Here is an 18,031-nt window from a genome sequence, read left to right as displayed (position 1 = left end):
GTCAGGTGAAGAAAATGGACGTGCGGAGTTTTAAGCGGATCGCCCTGGTGGGGGCAAGCCCGAATCCAGCCAAATACGGCAACATAATCCTGAGAGATTTAATGAGAAAGGGCTTTGAGGTTCTGCCCGTTAATCCCAACTACGACGAGATTGAAGGATTAAAGTGCTACAGAAGCGTTAGGGAGCTCCCGAAAGATGTGGATGTGGTAGTCTTTGTTGTCCCTCCTAATGTTGGCATTCAGGTGGCAAAGGAAGCCGTTGAAGCCGGTTTCAGAAGGCTGTGGTTCCAGCCCGGAGCTGAGAGCGAAGAGATTAGGGAGTTTTTGGAGAGCCAAGGCGTGGAGTACAGTTTTATAAAGTGCATAATGGTGGAGACGGGGTGATGGTGATGGAGTTCTACTACGTCAGGAGGTTTGATGAGGATCTAGATTTCGTGTGGGAGCGCTTTAAGAAGAAGCTCGAGGAGGAGGGGTTCCTTCTGATAGGCGAGAGGATTCCGGTTGCGATAACCGAAGGTGAAGACGGCATAATAGCGGACTACCACCTGCTATTCATCTGCCACAGCGAGCTGGTGGAGGAGCTCGTGAAGATTGACCCAAACATCGGTGCCCTCCTACCCTGTACTGGCTTTGGCTACCGGAAGGAGGACGGAAACTATCTTGGAGTCGCCCTGCCCAGCATCGCCTGGAAGGTAGCCGGGAAGAAAGTCGTGGAGATTATGGAGCCAATGGAGGAGAAGCTCAAGAAAATAATTGACTCCCTGTGATTTTCAGTTTTTGAAGTTTTTTCTCTATTTTCTTTTCACCTTGTAAAGAATAAGGACAATAAGCTTTCGCGCTTAGTTAGTACCGGTGATTGAAATGGCGAAAGTTGTTTTGAAGATCAGCAATATGAGCTGTGGGCACTGTGTGATGACCATCAGGAGGGCCCTGGAGAAGATTGGCGCCAAAGCAGAGGTTAGCCTCGAGAACAAGACCGCGGTCGTCGAGTACGATGAGTCAAAGCTCAAGATCGAGGACCTAATCAACGCCGTAGCGAAGTTCGGCTATGATGTGGAGGTGGCTTGAAATGCCCATAGACTCAGTCTGCGGAATGGAAGTTAGTGAAGAAACCGAGTTCAAAGTGGAGTACGGTGGAAAGACTTACTACTTCTGCTCTCCACACTGCAAAGCTCAATTTGAAGCAAATCCCGAAAAATACGTCAAGGAAGAGGAAATGAAGCACGAGCACGGCATGCATTCTCATGGTCATAAACATGGCAGAGGACACGGCTGTTGCTGCCATTAATCTTCTTTACTTTTCCTTTTAGGGATACTGCTGATGAAGGGGCATGCTTTTAATATTAATGCTCTTTCTTTCTGCCGACTCTGGTTTGTATGCAGTTCTTCACGCATTAGCGTGACACTTTGGCTGAAAGGGTGCAATTTTGTATTACCTTTCTCTTTTTCGTGTGAACTAAACTTATAAGGGCTTTATTTTAGATTTACTACATGACTCACCATTATGGCTATGTGGGCGCTCTCTTAGCAGCACTGCTCTTTGGAATAAGCTCAACGCTAAATAAAATCGCTCTTAGGGATGTTCACCCGATGATTGTAGCGGGAAGCATTTATCTAACGGCTGGAATAGTTCTAATGCTTCTCCGTTTCACACCACTCAAGGATAAAGTTCTCAAAAGGCTTGAATTTAAAGTTAAAACCCAAGAACACTTCTCAAGGCGAGACCTCCTGCTATTAGCTTTTATAGTGCTCTTTGGCTCTTTTTTGGCACCGCTATCCTTTATGTTTGGGCTTAATAAAACAACAGCGGTCAATGCATCCCTTCTACTCAATACTGAAACATTGTTCACAGTCTTAATCGCTCTCTTAATCTTTAAAGAGAAAGTCTCACGAGAAAGTATTTTTGGAATCCTCTTAATCCTGATTGGAGCCGTTGTAATCTCGACAGAAAACTTTAGAGAGGTAGAGCTGAGCAAAGGCATCCTTGGGAACATTTTAATAATCTTGGCAGGTCTTTCATGGGCGATAGACAATAATTTGAGCAAGCTGCTAAGCGTTAAGAGGGATTTGCTCTTGGTAACTTCACTAAAGGGGCTGTTTGGAGGGAGTGCGCTATTAATTTTGGCTTCTCTAATTGGAATTCCCCTCTACATTCCGCTTCAAAGCCTTCCGTATATACTAACGGTCGGTGCTTTCAGCATAGGCTTCTCCATCGTGCTGTTTCTATTTGCTCTAAGAGAAATTGGAGCCATGAAAACAGGAGCAATTTTTTCAACTTCCTCATTAATTGGCGCCTTTTTTGCTTTTTTAATCCTTGGAGAGAGCTTTACAGCAATTAAAGCATTTTTTGGCATTTTGATGTTCTTTGGGGTGTATTTGCTCTCTTTGGAGTGACTCTACTCACGTCTGTTCAGAAACCTTTATAATAACATTTGCACAATTGCTCAAATGTAGAGGTGATGAAAAATGGCAGAAGTATGTAAGGTGTATGAAGAGCACTTGGACAAAATCATTAAAGCCAAGAAAAAGCTGCCTGATGATGAAACAATACTTGAGATTTCCGATTTCTTTGACGCTTTAGGCAACTCCACAAGGCTTAAGATACTTTTCGCACTGCTGGAGGATGAGCTCTGCACGTGCGATTTATCGAACATTACCGGCCTGTCAGTTTCAGCTATATCTCACCAGCTTAGAATCTTGAAGGATAGAAAAATCGTTACATACAGGAAGGACGGAAAGAACGTCTTCTATCGCCTGGATGACGAGCACATAAGGGAGATTTTGAAGGTTGCGCTTAAGCACATGGAGGAGTGAGCATGCCAAAGAAGCTCAAATTAGAAGGCCTTGACTGTGCCAGCTGTACCTATGAAATTGAGGAAGCGCTGAAAAAAGAAGGCTTCGAGTTCGCCTTAGTCAACTTCACGACGATCGGGCTAGTTATTGAGGGCGACGTGGAGAGGGCCAAAGAGATAGTGAAAAAGGTCGAGCCGGGTGTTAAGATAATTGAGAAGGAAGAGCATCACCACGACAATGACCACGGACACCACCACGACCACGACGAAGACCCACAGAAGACGCTCTACTTCATCATACCTTCGCTCGTGCTCTTCGCAGTGGGAATGCTCCTTAGATACTATTACAACTACGACAATGCCTTTGTGCTTGGAATATTCGTCGTGAGCTACCTTCTTGTGGGCTGGAAAGTGCTGAGGAACGCTTTCATCAACTCGGTGCATGGAAACGTCTTTGATGAGAACTCCCTCATAGCTATAGCCACACTGGGGGCATTTGCAATTCGGGAATATCCAGAAGCTGTGGGGGTTATGCTGTTCTACATCGTTGGCGAGTTCTTTCAAGACATAGCTGTCAACAAGTCGAGGCGCTCAATTAAGGCCTTGTTATCATTAAAAGCCGAATATGCAAACCTGAAAGTCGGTGATAAGATAGTTAGAGTCAAACCAGAGGAGCTTAAGGTAGGGGACATTATAATTGTCAAGCCCGGTGAGAGGGTTCCAGTTGATGGTGCTGTTATTGGGGGAAGCTCGAGCGTCGATACTTCAGCTTTGACCGGTGAAAGCGTGCCAAGGACCATTAAGGAAGGAGATGAGATTCTCTCGGGAATGGTGAACTTAAGCGGTCTTTTGACGGTCAAAGTTACGAAAGAGCTTAGAGAGTCAACTATTTCAAGGATTTTGGAGCTCGTGGAAAATGCAAGTGCAAGGAAAGCTAAAACAGAGAAGTTTATCACAAAGTTCGCTCACTACTACACACCGGCAGTTGTGGGATTAGCTGCACTCGTTGCTTTAATTCCCCCATTAGCTTTTGGAGAGCCCTTTTCTAAGTGGCTCTACAGGGCTTTGGTGCTCTTGGTAATCTCATGCCCCTGCGCTTTAGTGCTTTCAATACCGCTCGGCTACTTCGGAGGGATTGGAAGAGCAGCGAGGGAGGGCATACTCGTCAAGGGCTCGAACTTCCTCGATGCCCTCAGCAAAGCCACAATCGTAGCTTTTGACAAGACGGGTACACTGACAAAGGGCGTCTTCAAGGTCACGAGGATAGAGACGAGAAATGGCTTCAGTGAAGAGGATATTTTGAGGTTCGCAGCTTTAGCAGAGGCACACTCGAACCACCCGATTGCAAAGGCGATAAAAGAGGCCTATGGGAAAGAAATCAACGAAGCTCAAATAAAAGAACACGAGGAAATAGCGGGACACGGTGTTAGGGCAAAAATAAACGGCGTTGAGGTGATGGTGGGCAACGACAGGCTGCTGCACCGCTTTGATGTTGAGCACGATACATGCCATATAAAAGGGACCGTCGCTCATGTGGTCGTTAACGGAAAGTACGCAGGATACCTGGCTATATCTGACGAGATAAAGGAAGATGCTCCGAAAGCTATTAGAGAATTAAAGCGCCTGGGCGTTAAGAAAGTTATAATGGTGACGGGGGATAACAGAGACGTTGCAGAGGAAATAGCAAGGCAGATCGGCGTGGATGGGTTCTATGCTGAACTTCTGCCTGAGGACAAGGTTAAGGTCATTGAGGAGCTTGAGAAAAAGAAAGCTCCGAATGAGAAGATAGTCTTCGTTGGAGACGGCATAAACGACGCTCCAGTGCTGGCGAGAGCTGATGTAGGGGTTGCAATGGGGGCTCTGGGAAGCGATGCGGCCATAGATACCGCTGATATTGTCATAATGGACGACAAGCCATCAAAGCTGCCGAAGGGTATCAAGATAGCCAGAAAGACCCAGAGGATAGTTTGGGAGAACATAATCTTCGCCCTTGGGGTTAAGCTGGCCTTCATAAGCCTCGGAATCCTTGGGGAGGCTACGATGTGGGAGGCAGTCTTTGCAGACGTTGGCGTTGCCCTGATAGCGGTGTTTAATGCGATGAGAATTTTGAGGTGATGTAGATGCTCTATGCGCTTGGCGTTCTTTTATTTCTCCTTCTATCTCTCTACTCATGGTTTGGAATAAAGAGGACTTATGAAAAGGGAGAAATATTACCTCTCCACGTTTCGGCTGCAATATGGATAGGTGATACACTCCACTCTATTCTGGTGCTCTGGGCCTCGTTAAGAGGGTTCTGGCTGATGCCCATTAACGCAACCGCTGCCTTAATCGGTGGTTCTGTGCTCGCTGTTGTAGGACTTGTCATAATGCTCCTCGGCATGCTGGAGTTCCGCTCATTCAAGAGGATGTCTGGTTTGGATTCCTCAAAACTCATAACCACAGGCATATACCGCTACAGCAGGAACCCTCAGTATATCGGATGGTTCTTGGCTCTCATTGGAATATCCATTATGGGACGCTCAGGGCTTGCGCTTTTGCTCACGATAGCACTCATTATTGGGATTCACTTGTATAACGTCAAGCTTGAAGAACCCTATTTAGAGCGTATATTCGGAGAGGAATACAGGAGGTATAAAGAGAGCACTCCGAGGTATTTTGGAATGCCCAAAAGAAGGAATAAATGAACACAAATGCGTGAGACAAGTTATAAATAATTTAAAATACAAACTACAAAAGGCGAACAAAATGAATTCAAAAAATCGCAAGGTATTACGGGTATATAGAACCAAGGCTCAGGCAAAAAAGGCTTACGATAAGATCAGCCGATTTTACGATTGTTTTGCATTTTTTGAGAAAAATATGGGGACAGGGCATTGGAGCTGTTGGACATTAAAAAAGGGAAATAGTTCTGGAGATTGGCTTTGGAACAGGGCACTGCTTGAAGAAAATGGCTGAGTTAGTAGGTGAAGAGGGAAAAGTTTACGGTATTGACATTTCTTCTGGGATGCTGGAAGTTAGTAAAAGGAGATTTGAAAAAGCTGGGCTTTTAGATAGAGTCGAGCTGTACTGTGGAGACGCCTCAAAATTGCCCTATGAGGATAACAAGTTTGATGCTGTTTTCATGAGCTTCACCCTGGAGCTCTTTGACACACCGGAGATTCCGAAAGTTCTTAATGAGATTAAAAGGGTTCTAAAACCTGGTGGGAGGCTTGGAGTTGTCAGCATGTCAAAAGAAGGTGGGAATGTTTTGCTGAGGCTTTATGAGTGGCTCCACGAAAAGTTTCCCCAATATATTGACTGTAGACCTATCTATGTTGAGCAATCAATAAGAGAGGCCGGATTTGAGATAAAGCACAAAGAGAGAGTGTGGTTATTTGGGCTGCCGGGAGAGATCGTTATTGGAATAAAGCGTGATATACAGTAGGTATATGTAACAATCGGAATGTTATGTCAAATTCCAAAAATGCTTTTATTAGTGGGTGCTAACTTTGGAAACTTTTCTCTTTATTTCTAGTGCACCTGTCCGGCTTGGATTTTCCATTTTGTATGAAAAATGGTTAAATATCTTTTGTTAGTTAGAAATTAATGATGGTGGTTGATATGGAAGATGAAAAAAAGATGCACAATGAGCACACCCATGAAGAACACAAAGAAATGAGGATGCACCAACATGAGGAAAGCGAAAAGCATGAACATATGGAACATGAAGAAATGGAAATGCACAAACACGAAGAGCACAAAATGCATGAACATGCAGAAGAACACGAACACGCGGCTCATGAACCTGAGCATGGAGAACACAAGCATTCGCATGCGGATCACCATAGAATGATGATGGAGGACTTTAAGAAGAGATTTATAGTTTCTGCCATACTTACGATTCCGATACTGCTCCTATCTCCGCTGATTCAAAAGTTCCTTGGTTTTACATTCACGTTCACGGGCGATAGATACGTTCTCTTTGCGCTATCGTCAGTGGTTTACTTCTATGGCGGAAAACCATTCCTAACGGGAATGAGAGATGAATTTAAGAAGAAAACCCCCGGAATGATGACGCTAATAGCTTTGGCAATCACGGTTGCCTTTTTCTACAGCGCTGCAGTAACCTTTGGGCTGCCCGGAAAGACCTTCTACTGGGAGCTTGCGACGCTTATCGACATCATGCTTTTGGGGCACTACATAGAGATGCGCTCTGTTCTCGGTGCTTCGAGAGCTTTAGAGGAGCTTATAAAGCTAATGCCAACTGATGCTCACCTAATAACCCCAGAAGGAATAAAAGACGTTCCAGTGAGCGAGCTCAAGAAGGGAGACGTGGTTTTAGTCAAGCCCGGCGAGAAGATACCCTCTGATGGCATCATAATTGAGGGTGAGACGAGCGTAAACGAGGCAATGCTCACCGGTGAGTCAAAGCCTGTCTATAAAAAGCCTGGTGACATTGTTATTGGTGGTTCAATAAACTTGGAAGGCTCAATTAAAGTAAGGATTGAGAAGACTGGAAAAGAGACCTACTTGATGCAGGTGGTTGAGCTTGTAAAGCAGGCCCAAGAGACGAGGTCGAGGACTCAAGATTTAGCGAACAGGGCCGCTTTCTACCTCACGCTAATAGCAATAACCGCGGGAACTATAACGCTCGGGAGTTGGCTCTACCTCGGGAAGCCCTTTGTATTTGCCCTTGAGAGGATGGTTACAGTGATGGTCATAACCTGCCCGCACGCGCTCGGCCTGGCAGTTCCGCTGGTGGTGTCGGTGTCAACATCAATCTCGGCGAAAAAGGGTATCCTCATCAGGAACAGGGAAGCCTTTGAGAGGGCAAAGGATGTACAGGTCGTCGTCTTCGATAAGACAGGAACACTGACGGAAGGGAAGTTCGAGGTAACTGATATAATCCCACTTGACGAGCTGAGCGAGGAGGAGATACTTAGGTACGCGGCCGCACTTGAGGCGCACTCAAGCCACCCGATAGCTCGAGGCATAGTTGAGAAGGCGGAGGAGCTCGGCCTTGAGGTTTACGAGGTTAGAGAATCAAAGGTTCTACCGGGCAAAGGTGTCCAAGGCGTCATCAACGGAAAAGAAGTTTTCGTGGTCAGTCCAGGATTCCTCAAAGAGAACAACCTGTGGAGGGAGGACGAGCGCGTCAACAAGGTGCTAGATCAGGGTAAGACCGTGGTGTTCTTAATCATCAGTGGAAAGCTGATTGGTGCCTTGGCTTTAGCCGATAAGATAAGGCCCGAGTCGAGAGAGGCGATAAAGAAACTCCACGAGATGGGGATTAAAGCTTACATGCTCACAGGAGACAACGCTAAAGTTGCAAAGTGGGTTGCTGAGGAGCTTGGCCTGGATGGCTACTTTGCTGAAGTTCTGCCCCACCAGAAGTCGGAGAAAGTTAAGGAGCTTCAAGAAAAAGGCTTTATCGTCTCAATGGTTGGGGACGGAATAAACGATGCCCCAGCACTAATCCAGGCGGATGTGGGTATAGCAATCGGAGCAGGAACCGATGTGGCAATAGAAAGTGCCGATATAATCTTGGTTAAAAATGATCCAAGAGACGTTATAACAGCGATACACCTTGCAAGAGCAACATATAGGAAGATGGTGCAGAATTTGGCATGGGCAACTGGCTACAACACATTCGCAATTCCCTTGGCAGCAGGGGCGCTTTACAACTATGGAATACTGTTAAGTCCAGCAGTAGGGGCTTTGCTGATGAGCTTGAGCACGGTGATAGTCGCGATAAACGCGAAGTTTTTGAAAGTTTGAACCCCCCTTACTGCTTTAATTTTTTGAAATTATGGGGCACCGTTTTTACATTTTAACAAAAATAAGGAATATAACTCTTTGCAATGAGTGATATATGAGGCGAGTGAAATGATGTTTGAAAATATTAACGCTGGAAGATTTTTAGTTCATATTGGAGAAGGAGAATGGGGGTGGCACGACATGATGGGATTTGGCTACTTCGGCTGGTTTGGGGCAATATTCATGCTCCTGTTCTGGATACTGATAATAGTTGGGGTAGTGTGGTTCATTAAGTGGATAATCGAGCAGAGCTCAGGAGGCACATCAAAAAAGAGTGCACTTGAGATACTTGACGAGAAGTATGCAAGGGGAGAAATAGACGACGAGGAATATGAAAGAAGGAAGAGAAAACTCTTAGAGGGCTGAGGGCTCTCTTTTAAACTATTTTGTGGCAACAATTAACCTCACGATGTCGAAGAAGAGATTTTCAACCTTTTCTATCTTGAAGCCAGCCTTTTCAATATTCTTTTGCGTCTCTCTCACCATCGAAGTGCCCACTAGGGCTTTCATTATCGGATCCATCAAGTAGAGTGGAATGTTCAAAAGCTTTGACTCACTTTTCATGTGTTCTAGAAATATCGCCTTCCCTCCGGGTTTTAGGACTCTATACGCTTCTTTTAACCCTTTGATGGGGTCTGGAACTGTACAGAACACGAAAGTACTCACAACCGTGTCAAAAGTGTTGTCTTCAAACTCTAAATTTTGGGCGTCCATCAGGAGGAGCTTGACATTTTCTAAACCGAGCTCTTTTCTCCTTCTCTCCGCTTTTTCGAGCATCCCTCTGCTGAAGTCTATACCAATTACTTCAACATCCTTAGGATAATATGGAAGATTCTTCCCAGTCCCAACTCCTATCTCGAGGACTTTCCCTTCAGCCATACTTAGGGCTTTCTTTCTGTACTTTGAGAAAGCCCTCGCTTCCATTGGGCTCTCGAAGAGGTCGTAAATTTTTGAAAATCTATCATATTTTTTGGCAGTCTTCTCCATTTTCATCATATTGTAGTCATGAAAACTTTTGATTTGGTTTATTCTTACACTTCAGCAAATTCTCTCAAAATCATTTCTCACATTGCAAATAATAAGCCTATTAGCCTTTCCCTCATAGTGTACTATGAAAACAACAGAAAGGTGATGCAAAATGGAGTGGAAGTCCGTGTTGATCGGATTCATAATTGGAGCTCTCATCGCGGTCCCGTACGGTCTAGCGCATTCAGGGCCGTTCAGCTGGGGTGAAGACCGGAACTTCTGGGGAGGCTTTGGTCCAATGATGGGCGTCGCCCATGGGCCGGGCATGATGGACGAAGACATGTATGCGGAAATGGAGCAGTACATGGAGAGCGGGAACTTTACTGAAATGCATGAGGAAATGGAGGAAGAGATGGAGCCAATAATGGAGAAGTACATGGGAGAAGACTGGAAGGAGATGCACGAGTACTGCGAGAGAACTATGGGTATTGAAGAAGAGGGAGAGAATGAATGAATTCCTTACTCTTTTTCATTCATTATGCTTTTTAGGGGGCTGATATTATGAGGAGGTCCCTATTTTTTGGAGTTTTGCTTCTGTTTCTGCTGTTCTTATCATATTATTTTTCGTTAACTCCTAAGGAGGGAGATGTTTTTACTGGTTATCTAGTGGAAGGTAAAGCCTTTGATGTCCAAAAAGCACTGGTTTTGGCGGATACAGAGTGCATACCAAATAATGATTATACAAAGCTCACGTGTACTGCGATAATTGATGCCGATGGGGAGGTTTTGAAGGTGCGCTACACACATTCTATGGAGGTACCATGCCTTTCCAGAGGGGAGGAAGTCAGTATAACAGTGAAAGACGGCTCAACTGTAATGATCGTTCGTTTAGGCAGCCCTTCAATGAAGCACTAACTAGGTGATAGTGATGAAGAAAGTTTTTGTTCTGCTCTTATTCAGTCTGCTGGCTAAAAGTGCTCTCGCTGAGCCCATTACTGAGTTCACAGAGTTTACCGGTCTAACGACACTTTCGGTGATAGCACTTGGAATTCTGAATGCACTGAGGCCCTCCATCTTCTTGATGATAGTGTTCCTCCTTTCAATGATTGCCCTGATTGATGAAAAGAGGGTTCTCAAAGTAGGGTTTTCCTTTACAGCGGGAGTTCTTCTTGGATACAGCCTCATAGCCTCTGCCTTGATGAATCTTCATGGGAGGTTTTTGTTCCTGAGGTATTTTGTAGTGGCGTTTGGAATTGTTGTGGGGCTGTATAAAATACTCTCTTCGCTCGGCTACGTAAATATATCTATGAGCAACCCGATGAAAGAGAAGAGCAACAAAATTCTTGAAAAAGCCACATCTCCACTGAGTGCCTTCCTGGTGGGAGGTGCAATGTCCTTCCTCTCCCTCTCGTGTGTCCTACCTTCGTATCTCTTGGTGACTTCTCTGCTATCTGATGGGTTCTCCTTTAGTATTCGAGTTGCACTTTTGGGCATATTCATTGGGATATCCGTTCTCCCTCTGGTCCTGGTGACCTTGGGCTTTCACTATGGGACTAAATATGCCAAGCTTGGTGGAGCAGTCAATAAGCTTTCAAAGATGAGCGGCCGGGGGGATCTGGCAATGGGCGTGGTTTTAGTGCTCGTGAGCGTGCTTTACCTCCTGCTCTTTTAGCTTGAGTTTCTCTATGTTCTCCCTTGTTCTCTTGAATTCTCTCAAGCAGGTGGGGCAGCAGAAGAAATAAACCCTGTTGCGGTACTTGTAAACTATAGGCTCGCCGACTATCTCCTTGCCGCAGTAGTCGCATTTGAATGGAACCTTGACCTTGGGAGGGTGCTCTTTCTCGATACTCTCTAGGATGGGCATTATCTCAAGCACTTCAAAACCGGCACCTTCTATTACGTTTCTCAGCCCCTCCATGTCTTCGACAGCCACTTTTATGAGGTACTTCTTACTCGTGAAGCGGTTGATCTCGATGATTTCCTCAAACTCTTGGAGCTTCTCTGGCTCGTTAGTTTTGATTATCAGAGCAACGACGTTGTGGGCCCTCTGGAGTTCGGGGTGGAGTTTAATCGTGTAACGCTGAATAATTCCTTCTTTCTCAAGTTTTTCCAGCCTCGTTTTAACAGTTGGCCTGCTGACGCTGAGTCTTTCCGCGAGTTCGGAGATGCTTAATCTTGAGTTGTCCATGAGAAGGTATATCAGCTTCAAATCCAGTTCATCCAGCTTTGTCATGATAAACACCCACGAGTTGTTTGTTTTCAAAATATAAAAATTCTTCGGTTAGCGTTTACACTTTGGTAGAAATAATGCCCTTAAGGTGTGCTGTTGAGTAAATATCGGTGGTGGTTATGAAGCTCACGCTTAAGGTTAATGGAATGACGTGTGCAATGTGTGTAAAAACTATAGAAACGGCTCTAAAAGAGCTTGATGGCGTTAAAGACGCCAGGGCCAATTTAAACTCTGAAAATGTTTACGTTGACTTCGATGAGTCAAGGGTCAGCCTGAATCAAATTATAAAGACGATTGAAGAGCTCGGCTATCAGGTGGTCAGGGAAAAGAGAGACGCAATAATAAAAATCGGTGGAATGACCTGTGCAATGTGCGTCAAAACCATTGAAGTAGCTCTTAAAGAGCTCCCTGGGGTTTTAGATGCCCAGGTCAATTTGGCAACTGAGAAGGCCAAAGTAAGCTATGATCCAAGTTTAGTAAGCATGGAAGACATTAAGAGAGCAATTGAAGAGGTTGGCTACCAATTCTTGGGAGTTGAAGGTGAGGAAAGCTATGACGTAGAAAAAGAGGCTCGAGAGAAGCACATAATGGAAATGAAGAAGAAACTTGCAGTTGCTTGGGGAATAGGAATACCTCTCTTCGCCTCAGCGCAGCTTCACAGGTTTGGAATTGAAATTCCTAACTTAATTTACATTCAATTCCTGCTGGCAACTCTGGCAATAATCTATGCTGGAAGGGATATCTTTGGAAAGGCTCTCAATTCATTGAAGCACAAAAGCTTAAACATGGAAGTCATGTACTCCATGGGAATTGGTTCTGCTTATTTTGCAAGCGTTTTAGCTACAATAGGAATTATTCCGAGGGAGTTCAACTTTTATGAGGCAAGCGTTTTGCTAATGGCTTTCCTCCTGCTTGGACGCTACTTAGAAACCTTGGCCAAAGGAAGAACGAGTGAGGCAATTAAAAAGCTCATGGGGCTTCAAGCTAAAAAGGCGACCGTAATTAGGGATGGAAAAGAGATTGAAGTTCCAATAAGCGAAGTTAAAGTCGGCGATATTGTCATAGTCAAACCTGGAGAGAGGATTCCGGTCGATGGAATTGTAATTGAGGGAGAAAGCTACGTTGACGAATCGATGATCACCGGAGAACCAATTCCAAATTTAAAGAAGAAGGGCGACGAGGTTATCGGCGGAACGATTAACAAGAACTCCGTGCTTAAAATCGAGGCAAGGAGGGTCGGAAGAGACACCGTTCTGGCACAAATAATTAGGCTCGTTGAGGAAGCACAAAATACAAGACCACCGATTCAGAGATTAGCGGACAAAGTCGTTACATACTTCATTCCAACCGTTTTAACAATAGCACTAATCTCCTTTGGATACTGGTACTTCATAGCTGACCAGCCCCTACTCTTCGCCTTCACAACACTGCTCAGCGTTTTGGTGATTGCCTGCCCATGTGCCTTTGGCTTGGCAACTCCAACGGCTTTAACAGTTGGAATGGGTAAAGGTGCTGAAATGGGAATTTTAATTAAGAACGGTGAAGTGCTGGAAATAGCGAGGAAAGCCACAATAGTTCTCTTCGATAAGACGGGGACGCTAACAAGGGGGACGCCTGAAGTTACGGATGTAGTGACTTTTGGCATTGATGAGAAAGAGCTTTTGAGCTTAGTAGCTTCAGCTGAAAAGCGCTCAGAGCATCCACTAGGAGAAGCCATAGTTAGGAAAGCTCAAGAGCTCGGATTGGAGGTTAAAGAGCCCCAAAGCTTTGAGGCAATAACCGGCAAGGGAGTAAAAGCAGTAGTGGATGGAAAGGAAATCTTGGCAGGAAATAGAAAGCTGTTCAAAGAGAATGGTTACTCAATAGAAGGAGATGTTGAAAAAGCCCTCCTCAAGCTCGAAGATGAAGCTAAAACGGCCATAATAGTGGCAATTGACGGAAAAATAGTGGGAGTCATTGGAATAGCGGACACAATCAAAGAAGGTGCGAGAGAAGCGATAGAAGAGCTTCACAAAATGGGCAAGAAAGTTGGAATGATTACCGGCGACAATAGAAGAACCGCAGAAGCGATAGCCAGACAGCTTAACATAGATTACGTTTTAGCAGAAGTTTTGCCCCAGGATAAAGCAAATGAAGTGAAGAAGCTTCAGGAGAAGGGAGAAGTAGTCATTTTTGTCGGAGATGGAATAAACGACGCTCCCGCTTTGGCTCAAGCTGACATAGGCATAGCAGTAAGCTCTGGAACCGACATAGCAATGGAGAGCGGAGACATCGTCTTGATTAAAAACGACTTAAGAGACGTGGTTAGGGCAATAAAGCTCAGCCAAAAGACGCTCTCAAAGATTAAGCAGAACATCTTCTGGGCGATGTTCTACAACACCATCCTAATACCATTCGCCGCTGGACTGGCCTATGTTCTCTTTGGAATCACCTTCAGACCAGAATGGGCTGCTGGAGCTATGTCATTGAGCAGCGTAAGTGTCGTTACAAACTCATTGCTTTTGAAAAAAGCTAAGATTTGAGGTGGTTAAGATGATCAGGGAGTTTGATGGAGACTTTGAAAAAGTTAAAAGGGCCAAATATGCCCTCCTTTGGTTTTCTTCTCCTGGCTGTCCACCATGCAGGATGATTGAACCGTTTATGCACGAGCTGAGCGAGGAGTATAAGGAAGTGGAGTTCTGGGAGGTTGACGTGGAGAAGCATCTTCCACTTGCGGAGAAGTTCGACGTCATGAACGTACCTACGCTGATTTATCTCAAAGAAGGAAATGAAATCACGAGGCAGAACCTGGTGAGGAAGAAGGAGGTCGAAGAGAAGCTAATGATGCTTCTGGATTCTGACTCCTGAAGTTTCTGGGCTTTGCTTTTTATCTTGTTCCCTTTGATTGCGTATGAAACGAATAAAGGTCGAGATTCTTCACGACCACCACCGACCTAGATTTGGATAAGCTCTATTTTAGAAACCCGATGAACGAACGTTTCGGAGGTTTCATTCTGGAGTTAGCAGATCTGTTGGATTGAAGATGTCAGAGCCACCAGAACAAGTTAGCGGACATCAGGTTTAAGTTCCTTCAAGCCTTTTTAACTATCGGAGAACAATTCGGATGTGATGACAATGAAAAAGAACGAATGGGAAGAGTTTTTTGATAAAGAGGCGAGTCACTACTTGGAAGAGCCGTTTACTAAACACACAAAAAAGGAAGTGGAGTTTTTATTAAATGAGTTTCAGCTGCCAGAAGGAGCCAAGATACTGGACGTTGGCTGCGGTGTCGGGAGGCACTCAATAGAGCTCGCAAAAAGAGGCTACAAGGTTACAGGAATTGACATATCCCAGAGAATGCTTGAAGAGGCAAGAAAACGAGCTCAAAAGGAAGGTGTTGAAGTGGAGTTCATAAAAGCAGACGCCACGAAGTTTAAGCGTGAGGAGGAATTTGACGCTGCCATATGCCTCTGCGAAGGTGCCTTTTCACTAATCGGTTCAAGTGACGACCCAATAGAGCATGACTTAGCAATACTCAAGAACATTTATGAATCCCTAAAGCCTGGCGGAAAATTTATTTTGACTGTCCTAAGTGCCCTTTCAGGAATTAAAGGAGCATCAAACGAGGACATAGCCAAAGGAACTTTCGACCCAAACACCATGACGTTCTTTGAAGAAATCGAGGCACCCGATGGCACAAAATTCCCGATTAGAGAGCGTGTCTACGTCCCCACAGAGCTTTACTTAATGTTCAAAATGGTTGGGTTTGAAGTAAAAGGCATCTGGGGAGGCACTGCTGGAAGGTGGGGAAAGAGGAAGGTGGATTTCGACGACATTGAGATAATGGTTATAGGTGAAAAGCCCAGAAGGGAGGGGTAAAATTCGGAGCTCACATTTTCTTTTTAATGAAAGAGCGCATCACGCCCGCATATGGGGCGGGGTCAAGGTTAAGTAGTTTTCCACCGTAATCACTCCGGTGGGAGCATGCCTGTTATCGAGGTCGAAAACGTTAGGAAATACTACGGTGAAGTAAGGGGCGTTGAAAACTTGAGCTTCTCCGTTGAGGAAGGGGAAATCTACGGCTTTTTGGGTCCCAACGGGGCAGGAAAAACGACAACAGTTAAAATCTTGGTCAAGATAATCAAGGACTACGAAGGCGAGGTTAGAGTCTTTGGAAAAGACTTGAGAGAGTGGAGCAAGGACTACTATCAGAAAATAGGCGTCTCCTTTGAGTTTCCTGCAATTTACTCGAAGCTCACGGCCCTTGAAAACCTTGAGTTCTTTGCCTCCTTCTACAAGAAGCACCTTGACCCCATGGATGTGCTCAAGATGGTGGGTCTTGGCAAGGAAGCAGATCAGTTGGTTGGAAACCTTTCCAAGGGTATGAAGAAGAAGCTTGACCTAGCGAGGGCCTTCCTCCCTGATCCGGAGATACTCTTCCTCGATGAGCCTTTAGAGGGTCTCGACCCTGGAAGCGCAAGGAAGATTAAGGACATGCTCCTTGAGATGAAGGAGAACGGAAAGACGATTTTTCTAACGACACACAACATGTACGTGGCGGACGAGCTCTGCGACAGGGTGGCATTCATAGTGGACGGTGCTGTGAGGCTCGTGGACAGCCCGAAGGAGCTCAAGGTCAAGATGGGTAAGAGGGTTGTGAAAGTTGAATATGCCACCAGTGGCAACGTTGAGGTTAAGGAATTCCCACTAGAAGGTTTGGGTCAGAACGAGGAGTTCCTCGAAATCCTCCGGAACCACGAGGTAAGAAGGATAAACACGGAGGAGCCTACGCTCGAGGAGATATTCCTAAAGGTGACGGGGAGGAGGCTCGTATGAGCTTTGCCCAGCTGATGAAGGTCGAGTTCAAGGTGGGCATGAGAAACTACACCTGCCCCATATACTTCCTCGCGGCCCTAGCTTACGGCGTTATGCTGAGGGCCTTCCCGGAGCAGTACGTCCCGACGATGGCACCGCTTTTCATATTTATCGAGCCAGGTCTGCTCGGCTTTATGTTCATTGGAACCTCGATATTCTCCGACAAGAAGGACGGCACTATTGGAGCGCTCTCCGTGACGCCGATGGAGTGGCGCGACTATTACCTCTCCAAAACGATCATCATGGCTTTACTAGCTCTTATCGGGGCGCTAGTGATAGTGGTCGTCGGCGCTGGCTTCAACGTCCAAATCGCCTACGTGCTCATCGGAACTCTGCTGGTCTCGGTGGTCTACACCCTCCTCGGCATAGCGATAGCTGCAAAATACAGGGATCTGGACGACTACTTCGTGCCCCTGCTGGCCGTCATGGTGCTTTCTTTCCTACCCTTTGCGGCATACCACGGGCTCATAAGCAGCCCATGGGGGAAGGTGCTCTACGTTATACCGAGCTATCCGGGACTCTACTTCTTCCACGCGGGCTTCGAGGAGATAGCGAGGGAAACACTGATGTGGTCGGGCATTGCCCTTGTAATCTGGGGCATCGTAGCATACAACCTCGCTAAAATCCGCTTTTACAAATACGCCGTGGAGGGATTGAGATGAGTTTTGTGAAGAAGTTCCTCGCCATTTACAGGATTGACTGGAAGATGCTGAAAAGGGACCCGATGCTCGTTTATAGCATCGTCATTACCCTAATCCTCCTTTTCGTCGTCCGCTACTTCAAGGACCGGCTGGGGGCTCTCTATCTGCCTGCAGCAATCTTTTGCATCATCTTCATTCCCCTCATCTTCGGCATGATTCCCGGCTTCATGATGGCCAACGAAAAGGAAGAGAAAACTATAGCGGCCCTTCAGGTGATTCCGATATCGAGTGAGGCCTTCTTAACTTACAGACTCCTCTGGGCATCTGCTGTAACGGTTATCCTTACGGGCCTAGCGCCGAAAATTCTTGACATACCGATTCCGTGGAAAGGCCTCCTGGCGCTCATGGCACTTTTCATAATTGAAGTGTGGACCTACGCGCTGTTGATAACTGACTTCTCGGAGACTAGGATGCAGGCTTTGACAGTTTCAAAAGTCGCCGGCTGGCTGCTCATCCTCCCGCCGGCCATAAAGTTCATCGTGATCGCCAGGAACATATCAACTGATTGGAGCAAGTTCACGGCCTTTCTTCCGACCTACTGGGTCTACAGGCTCTTCGAGGGGATTCCTTTCAACGACTACGGGGATTTCTGGCCGGGGCTGGTGGTCCATCTGATGTGGCTGGGGACTCTGGTCTGGCTGTTCAGGAGAAGGGTTCTTTGACTTTGCTTCTCATTAATCTGCTCCATTCAGT

23 protein-coding genes are annotated in these 18,031 nt (G+C 45.8%); 21 read left to right on the top strand and 2 right to left on the bottom strand.

Annotation, left to right across the window (positions count from 1 at the left end; all coding sequences use genetic code 11):
- Nucleotides 1-14: 14 nt before the first annotated feature.
- The 12 genes from E3E26_RS10355 (at nucleotide 15) to E3E26_RS10305 (ending at nucleotide 8,953) form a co-directional block, all read left to right on the top strand.
- Nucleotides 15-383 (top strand): CoA-binding protein, encoded by a 369-nt coding sequence (locus E3E26_RS10355; RefSeq protein WP_167901235.1) that lies wholly within the window; start codon nucleotides 15-17, stop codon nucleotides 381-383.
- Nucleotides 384-388: 5 nt separating this feature from the next.
- Complete coding sequence (locus E3E26_RS10350; protein ID WP_167901292.1) at nucleotides 389-766, top strand: DUF302 domain-containing protein; 378 nt, start codon at nucleotides 389-391, stop codon at nucleotides 764-766.
- A gap of 94 nt (nucleotides 767-860) precedes the next feature.
- A complete protein-coding gene (locus E3E26_RS10345) occupies nucleotides 861-1,067 on the top strand; it encodes a heavy-metal-associated domain-containing protein (RefSeq protein WP_167901234.1) in 207 nt (68 codons plus the stop codon).
- Between the two features lies 1 nt (nucleotide 1,068).
- The gene (locus E3E26_RS10340; RefSeq protein ID WP_167901233.1) at nucleotides 1,069-1,287 is read left to right on the top strand and encodes a YHS domain-containing protein; all 219 of its coding nucleotides are present in this window, start codon (nucleotides 1,069-1,071) and stop codon (nucleotides 1,285-1,287) included.
- A 203-nt stretch (nucleotides 1,288-1,490) separates the two neighbouring features.
- Entirely contained in the window at nucleotides 1,491-2,393 is a 903-nt protein-coding gene (locus E3E26_RS10335) for a DMT family transporter (RefSeq protein ID WP_167901232.1), read from the top strand.
- A 72-nt stretch (nucleotides 2,394-2,465) separates the two neighbouring features.
- Nucleotides 2,466-2,813: a helix-turn-helix transcriptional regulator gene (locus E3E26_RS10330; protein WP_167901231.1), complete on the top strand. Its 348-nt coding sequence runs from the start codon at nucleotides 2,466-2,468 to the stop codon at nucleotides 2,811-2,813.
- 2 nt (nucleotides 2,814-2,815) lie between these two features.
- Nucleotides 2,816-4,906, top strand: a complete 2,091-nt coding sequence (locus E3E26_RS10325; protein ID WP_167901230.1) for a heavy metal translocating P-type ATPase — start codon at nucleotides 2,816-2,818, stop codon at nucleotides 4,904-4,906.
- A gap of 5 nt (nucleotides 4,907-4,911) precedes the next feature.
- Nucleotides 4,912-5,475: an isoprenylcysteine carboxylmethyltransferase family protein gene (locus tag E3E26_RS10320; RefSeq protein ID WP_167901229.1), complete on the top strand. Its 564-nt coding sequence runs from the start codon at nucleotides 4,912-4,914 to the stop codon at nucleotides 5,473-5,475.
- 263 nt (nucleotides 5,476-5,738) lie between these two features.
- Nucleotides 5,739-6,215, top strand: a complete 477-nt coding sequence (locus E3E26_RS10315) for a methyltransferase domain-containing protein (protein WP_167901291.1) — start codon at nucleotides 5,739-5,741, stop codon at nucleotides 6,213-6,215.
- 246 nt (nucleotides 6,216-6,461) lie between these two features.
- Nucleotides 6,462-6,623, top strand: coding sequence for a hypothetical protein (locus E3E26_RS11220; RefSeq protein ID WP_240911727.1), 162 nt, complete (start codon nucleotides 6,462-6,464; stop codon nucleotides 6,621-6,623).
- A gap of 2 nt (nucleotides 6,624-6,625) precedes the next feature.
- Nucleotides 6,626-8,548: a heavy metal translocating P-type ATPase gene (locus E3E26_RS10310; RefSeq protein WP_240911726.1), complete on the top strand. Its 1,923-nt coding sequence runs from the start codon at nucleotides 6,626-6,628 to the stop codon at nucleotides 8,546-8,548.
- Between the two features lie 108 nt (nucleotides 8,549-8,656).
- Nucleotides 8,657-8,953 carry an SHOCT domain-containing protein gene (locus E3E26_RS10305; RefSeq protein ID WP_240911725.1) on the top strand — a complete coding sequence of 99 codons (297 nt, stop codon included), beginning with the start codon at nucleotides 8,657-8,659 and terminating at the stop codon, nucleotides 8,951-8,953.
- Between the two features lie 15 nt (nucleotides 8,954-8,968).
- Here the strand turns inward: E3E26_RS10305 and E3E26_RS10300 are convergent, their stop codons facing one another.
- Complete coding sequence (locus tag E3E26_RS10300) at nucleotides 8,969-9,583, bottom strand: class I SAM-dependent methyltransferase (protein WP_370520119.1); 615 nt, start codon at nucleotides 9,581-9,583, stop codon at nucleotides 8,969-8,971.
- Between the two features lie 142 nt (nucleotides 9,584-9,725).
- Between E3E26_RS10300 and E3E26_RS10295 the strand changes: the two genes are divergently transcribed.
- From E3E26_RS10295 to E3E26_RS10285, 3 genes are read left to right on the top strand one after another with little or no spacing between them, the layout of a single operon-like run.
- Nucleotides 9,726-10,067, top strand: a complete 342-nt coding sequence (locus E3E26_RS10295; protein ID WP_167901228.1) for a hypothetical protein — start codon at nucleotides 9,726-9,728, stop codon at nucleotides 10,065-10,067.
- Nucleotides 10,068-10,114: 47 nt separating this feature from the next.
- Nucleotides 10,115-10,468 carry a hypothetical protein gene (locus tag E3E26_RS10290; RefSeq protein WP_167901227.1) on the top strand — a complete coding sequence of 118 codons (354 nt, stop codon included), beginning with the start codon at nucleotides 10,115-10,117 and terminating at the stop codon, nucleotides 10,466-10,468.
- Nucleotides 10,469-10,481: 13 nt separating this feature from the next.
- Nucleotides 10,482-11,225, top strand: coding sequence for a cytochrome C biogenesis protein (locus tag E3E26_RS10285; RefSeq protein WP_167901226.1), 744 nt, complete (start codon nucleotides 10,482-10,484; stop codon nucleotides 11,223-11,225).
- Here E3E26_RS10285 and E3E26_RS10280 read toward each other — a convergent pair.
- On the bottom strand, nucleotides 11,187-11,786 hold the full coding sequence (locus E3E26_RS10280) for a TRASH domain-containing protein (RefSeq protein ID WP_167901225.1): 600 nt from the start codon (nucleotides 11,784-11,786) through the stop codon (nucleotides 11,187-11,189). The two genes, E3E26_RS10285 and E3E26_RS10280, sit on opposite strands and share 39 nt — an antisense overlap.
- Nucleotides 11,787-11,902: 116 nt before the next feature.
- On the opposite strand from E3E26_RS10280, the gene E3E26_RS10275 reads away from it, so the two are divergent.
- The 6 genes from E3E26_RS10275 (at nucleotide 11,903) to E3E26_RS10250 (ending at nucleotide 18,000) form a co-directional block, all read left to right on the top strand.
- A complete protein-coding gene (locus E3E26_RS10275; RefSeq protein ID WP_167901287.1) occupies nucleotides 11,903-14,305 on the top strand; it encodes a heavy metal translocating P-type ATPase in 2,403 nt (800 codons plus the stop codon).
- Nucleotides 14,306-14,315: 10 nt separating this feature from the next.
- On the top strand, nucleotides 14,316-14,630 hold the full coding sequence (locus E3E26_RS10270) for a thioredoxin family protein (protein ID WP_167901224.1): 315 nt from the start codon (nucleotides 14,316-14,318) through the stop codon (nucleotides 14,628-14,630).
- A gap of 261 nt (nucleotides 14,631-14,891) precedes the next feature.
- Nucleotides 14,892-15,641, top strand: a complete 750-nt coding sequence (locus tag E3E26_RS10265) for a bifunctional 2-polyprenyl-6-hydroxyphenol methylase/3-demethylubiquinol 3-O-methyltransferase UbiG (protein WP_240911724.1) — start codon at nucleotides 14,892-14,894, stop codon at nucleotides 15,639-15,641.
- 105 nt (nucleotides 15,642-15,746) lie between these two features.
- Complete coding sequence (locus E3E26_RS10260; protein ID WP_167901223.1) at nucleotides 15,747-16,598, top strand: ABC transporter ATP-binding protein; 852 nt, start codon at nucleotides 15,747-15,749, stop codon at nucleotides 16,596-16,598.
- The gene (locus E3E26_RS10255) at nucleotides 16,595-17,299 is read left to right on the top strand and encodes an ABC transporter permease (protein WP_167901222.1); all 705 of its coding nucleotides are present in this window, start codon (nucleotides 16,595-16,597) and stop codon (nucleotides 17,297-17,299) included. The genes E3E26_RS10260 and E3E26_RS10255 overlap by 4 nt, the downstream gene beginning before the upstream one ends.
- On the top strand, nucleotides 17,296-18,000 hold the full coding sequence (locus E3E26_RS10250; RefSeq protein ID WP_167901221.1) for an ABC transporter permease: 705 nt from the start codon (nucleotides 17,296-17,298) through the stop codon (nucleotides 17,998-18,000). The genes E3E26_RS10255 and E3E26_RS10250 overlap by 4 nt, the downstream gene beginning before the upstream one ends.
- The last annotated feature ends 31 nt before the right edge of the window (nucleotides 18,001-18,031 follow it).

It is taken from the genome of Thermococcus sp. LS1, assembly GCF_012027395.1.
Lineage (GTDB): Archaea > Methanobacteriota_B > Thermococci > Thermococcales > Thermococcaceae > Thermococcus.
Note: the sequence above shows the minus strand (reverse complement) of the source record. Positions and strands in the feature narration are given on the sequence as shown.

Bases quoted from the DNA above. Each gene is read 5' to 3' on its own strand.
- E3E26_RS11220 (WP_240911727.1), top strand. From the start codon at position 6,462: ATGAGGAAAGCGAAAAGCATGAACATATGGAACATGAAGAAATGGAAA.
- E3E26_RS10295 (WP_167901228.1), top strand. From the start codon at position 9,726: ATGGAGTGGAAGTCCGTGTTGATCGGATTCATAATTGGAGCTCTCATC.
- E3E26_RS10310 (WP_240911726.1), top strand. From the start codon at position 6,626: ATGGAGGACTTTAAGAAGAGATTTATAGTTTCTGCCATACTTACGATT.
- E3E26_RS10270 (WP_167901224.1), top strand. From the start codon at position 14,316: ATGATCAGGGAGTTTGATGGAGACTTTGAAAAAGTTAAAAGGGCCAAA.
- E3E26_RS10265 (WP_240911724.1), top strand. From the start codon at position 14,892: ATGACAATGAAAAAGAACGAATGGGAAGAGTTTTTTGATAAAGAGGCG.
- E3E26_RS10320 (WP_167901229.1), top strand. From the start codon at position 4,912: ATGCTCTATGCGCTTGGCGTTCTTTTATTTCTCCTTCTATCTCTCTAC.
- E3E26_RS10330 (WP_167901231.1), top strand. From the start codon at position 2,466: ATGGCAGAAGTATGTAAGGTGTATGAAGAGCACTTGGACAAAATCATT.
- E3E26_RS10340 (WP_167901233.1), top strand. From the start codon at position 1,069: ATGCCCATAGACTCAGTCTGCGGAATGGAAGTTAGTGAAGAAACCGAG.
- E3E26_RS10315 (WP_167901291.1), top strand. From the start codon at position 5,739: ATGGCTGAGTTAGTAGGTGAAGAGGGAAAAGTTTACGGTATTGACATT.
- E3E26_RS10275 (WP_167901287.1), top strand. From the start codon at position 11,903: ATGAAGCTCACGCTTAAGGTTAATGGAATGACGTGTGCAATGTGTGTA.
- E3E26_RS10350 (WP_167901292.1), top strand. From the start codon at position 389: ATGGAGTTCTACTACGTCAGGAGGTTTGATGAGGATCTAGATTTCGTG.
- E3E26_RS10305 (WP_240911725.1), top strand. From the start codon at position 8,657: ATGATGTTTGAAAATATTAACGCTGGAAGATTTTTAGTTCATATTGGA.
- E3E26_RS10255 (WP_167901222.1), top strand. From the start codon at position 16,595: ATGAGCTTTGCCCAGCTGATGAAGGTCGAGTTCAAGGTGGGCATGAGA.
- E3E26_RS10355 (WP_167901235.1), top strand. From the start codon at position 15: ATGGACGTGCGGAGTTTTAAGCGGATCGCCCTGGTGGGGGCAAGCCCG.
- E3E26_RS10250 (WP_167901221.1), top strand. From the start codon at position 17,296: ATGAGTTTTGTGAAGAAGTTCCTCGCCATTTACAGGATTGACTGGAAG.
- E3E26_RS10290 (WP_167901227.1), top strand. From the start codon at position 10,115: ATGAGGAGGTCCCTATTTTTTGGAGTTTTGCTTCTGTTTCTGCTGTTC.
- E3E26_RS10300 (WP_370520119.1), bottom strand. From the start codon at position 9,583: ATGATGAAAATGGAGAAGACTGCCAAAAAATATGATAGATTTTCAAAA.
- E3E26_RS10280 (WP_167901225.1), bottom strand. From the start codon at position 11,786: ATGACAAAGCTGGATGAACTGGATTTGAAGCTGATATACCTTCTCATG.
- E3E26_RS10345 (WP_167901234.1), top strand. From the start codon at position 861: ATGGCGAAAGTTGTTTTGAAGATCAGCAATATGAGCTGTGGGCACTGT.
- E3E26_RS10325 (WP_167901230.1), top strand. From the start codon at position 2,816: ATGCCAAAGAAGCTCAAATTAGAAGGCCTTGACTGTGCCAGCTGTACC.
- E3E26_RS10285 (WP_167901226.1), top strand. From the start codon at position 10,482: ATGAAGAAAGTTTTTGTTCTGCTCTTATTCAGTCTGCTGGCTAAAAGT.
- E3E26_RS10260 (WP_167901223.1), top strand. From the start codon at position 15,747: ATGCCTGTTATCGAGGTCGAAAACGTTAGGAAATACTACGGTGAAGTA.
- E3E26_RS10335 (WP_167901232.1), top strand. From the start codon at position 1,491: ATGACTCACCATTATGGCTATGTGGGCGCTCTCTTAGCAGCACTGCTC.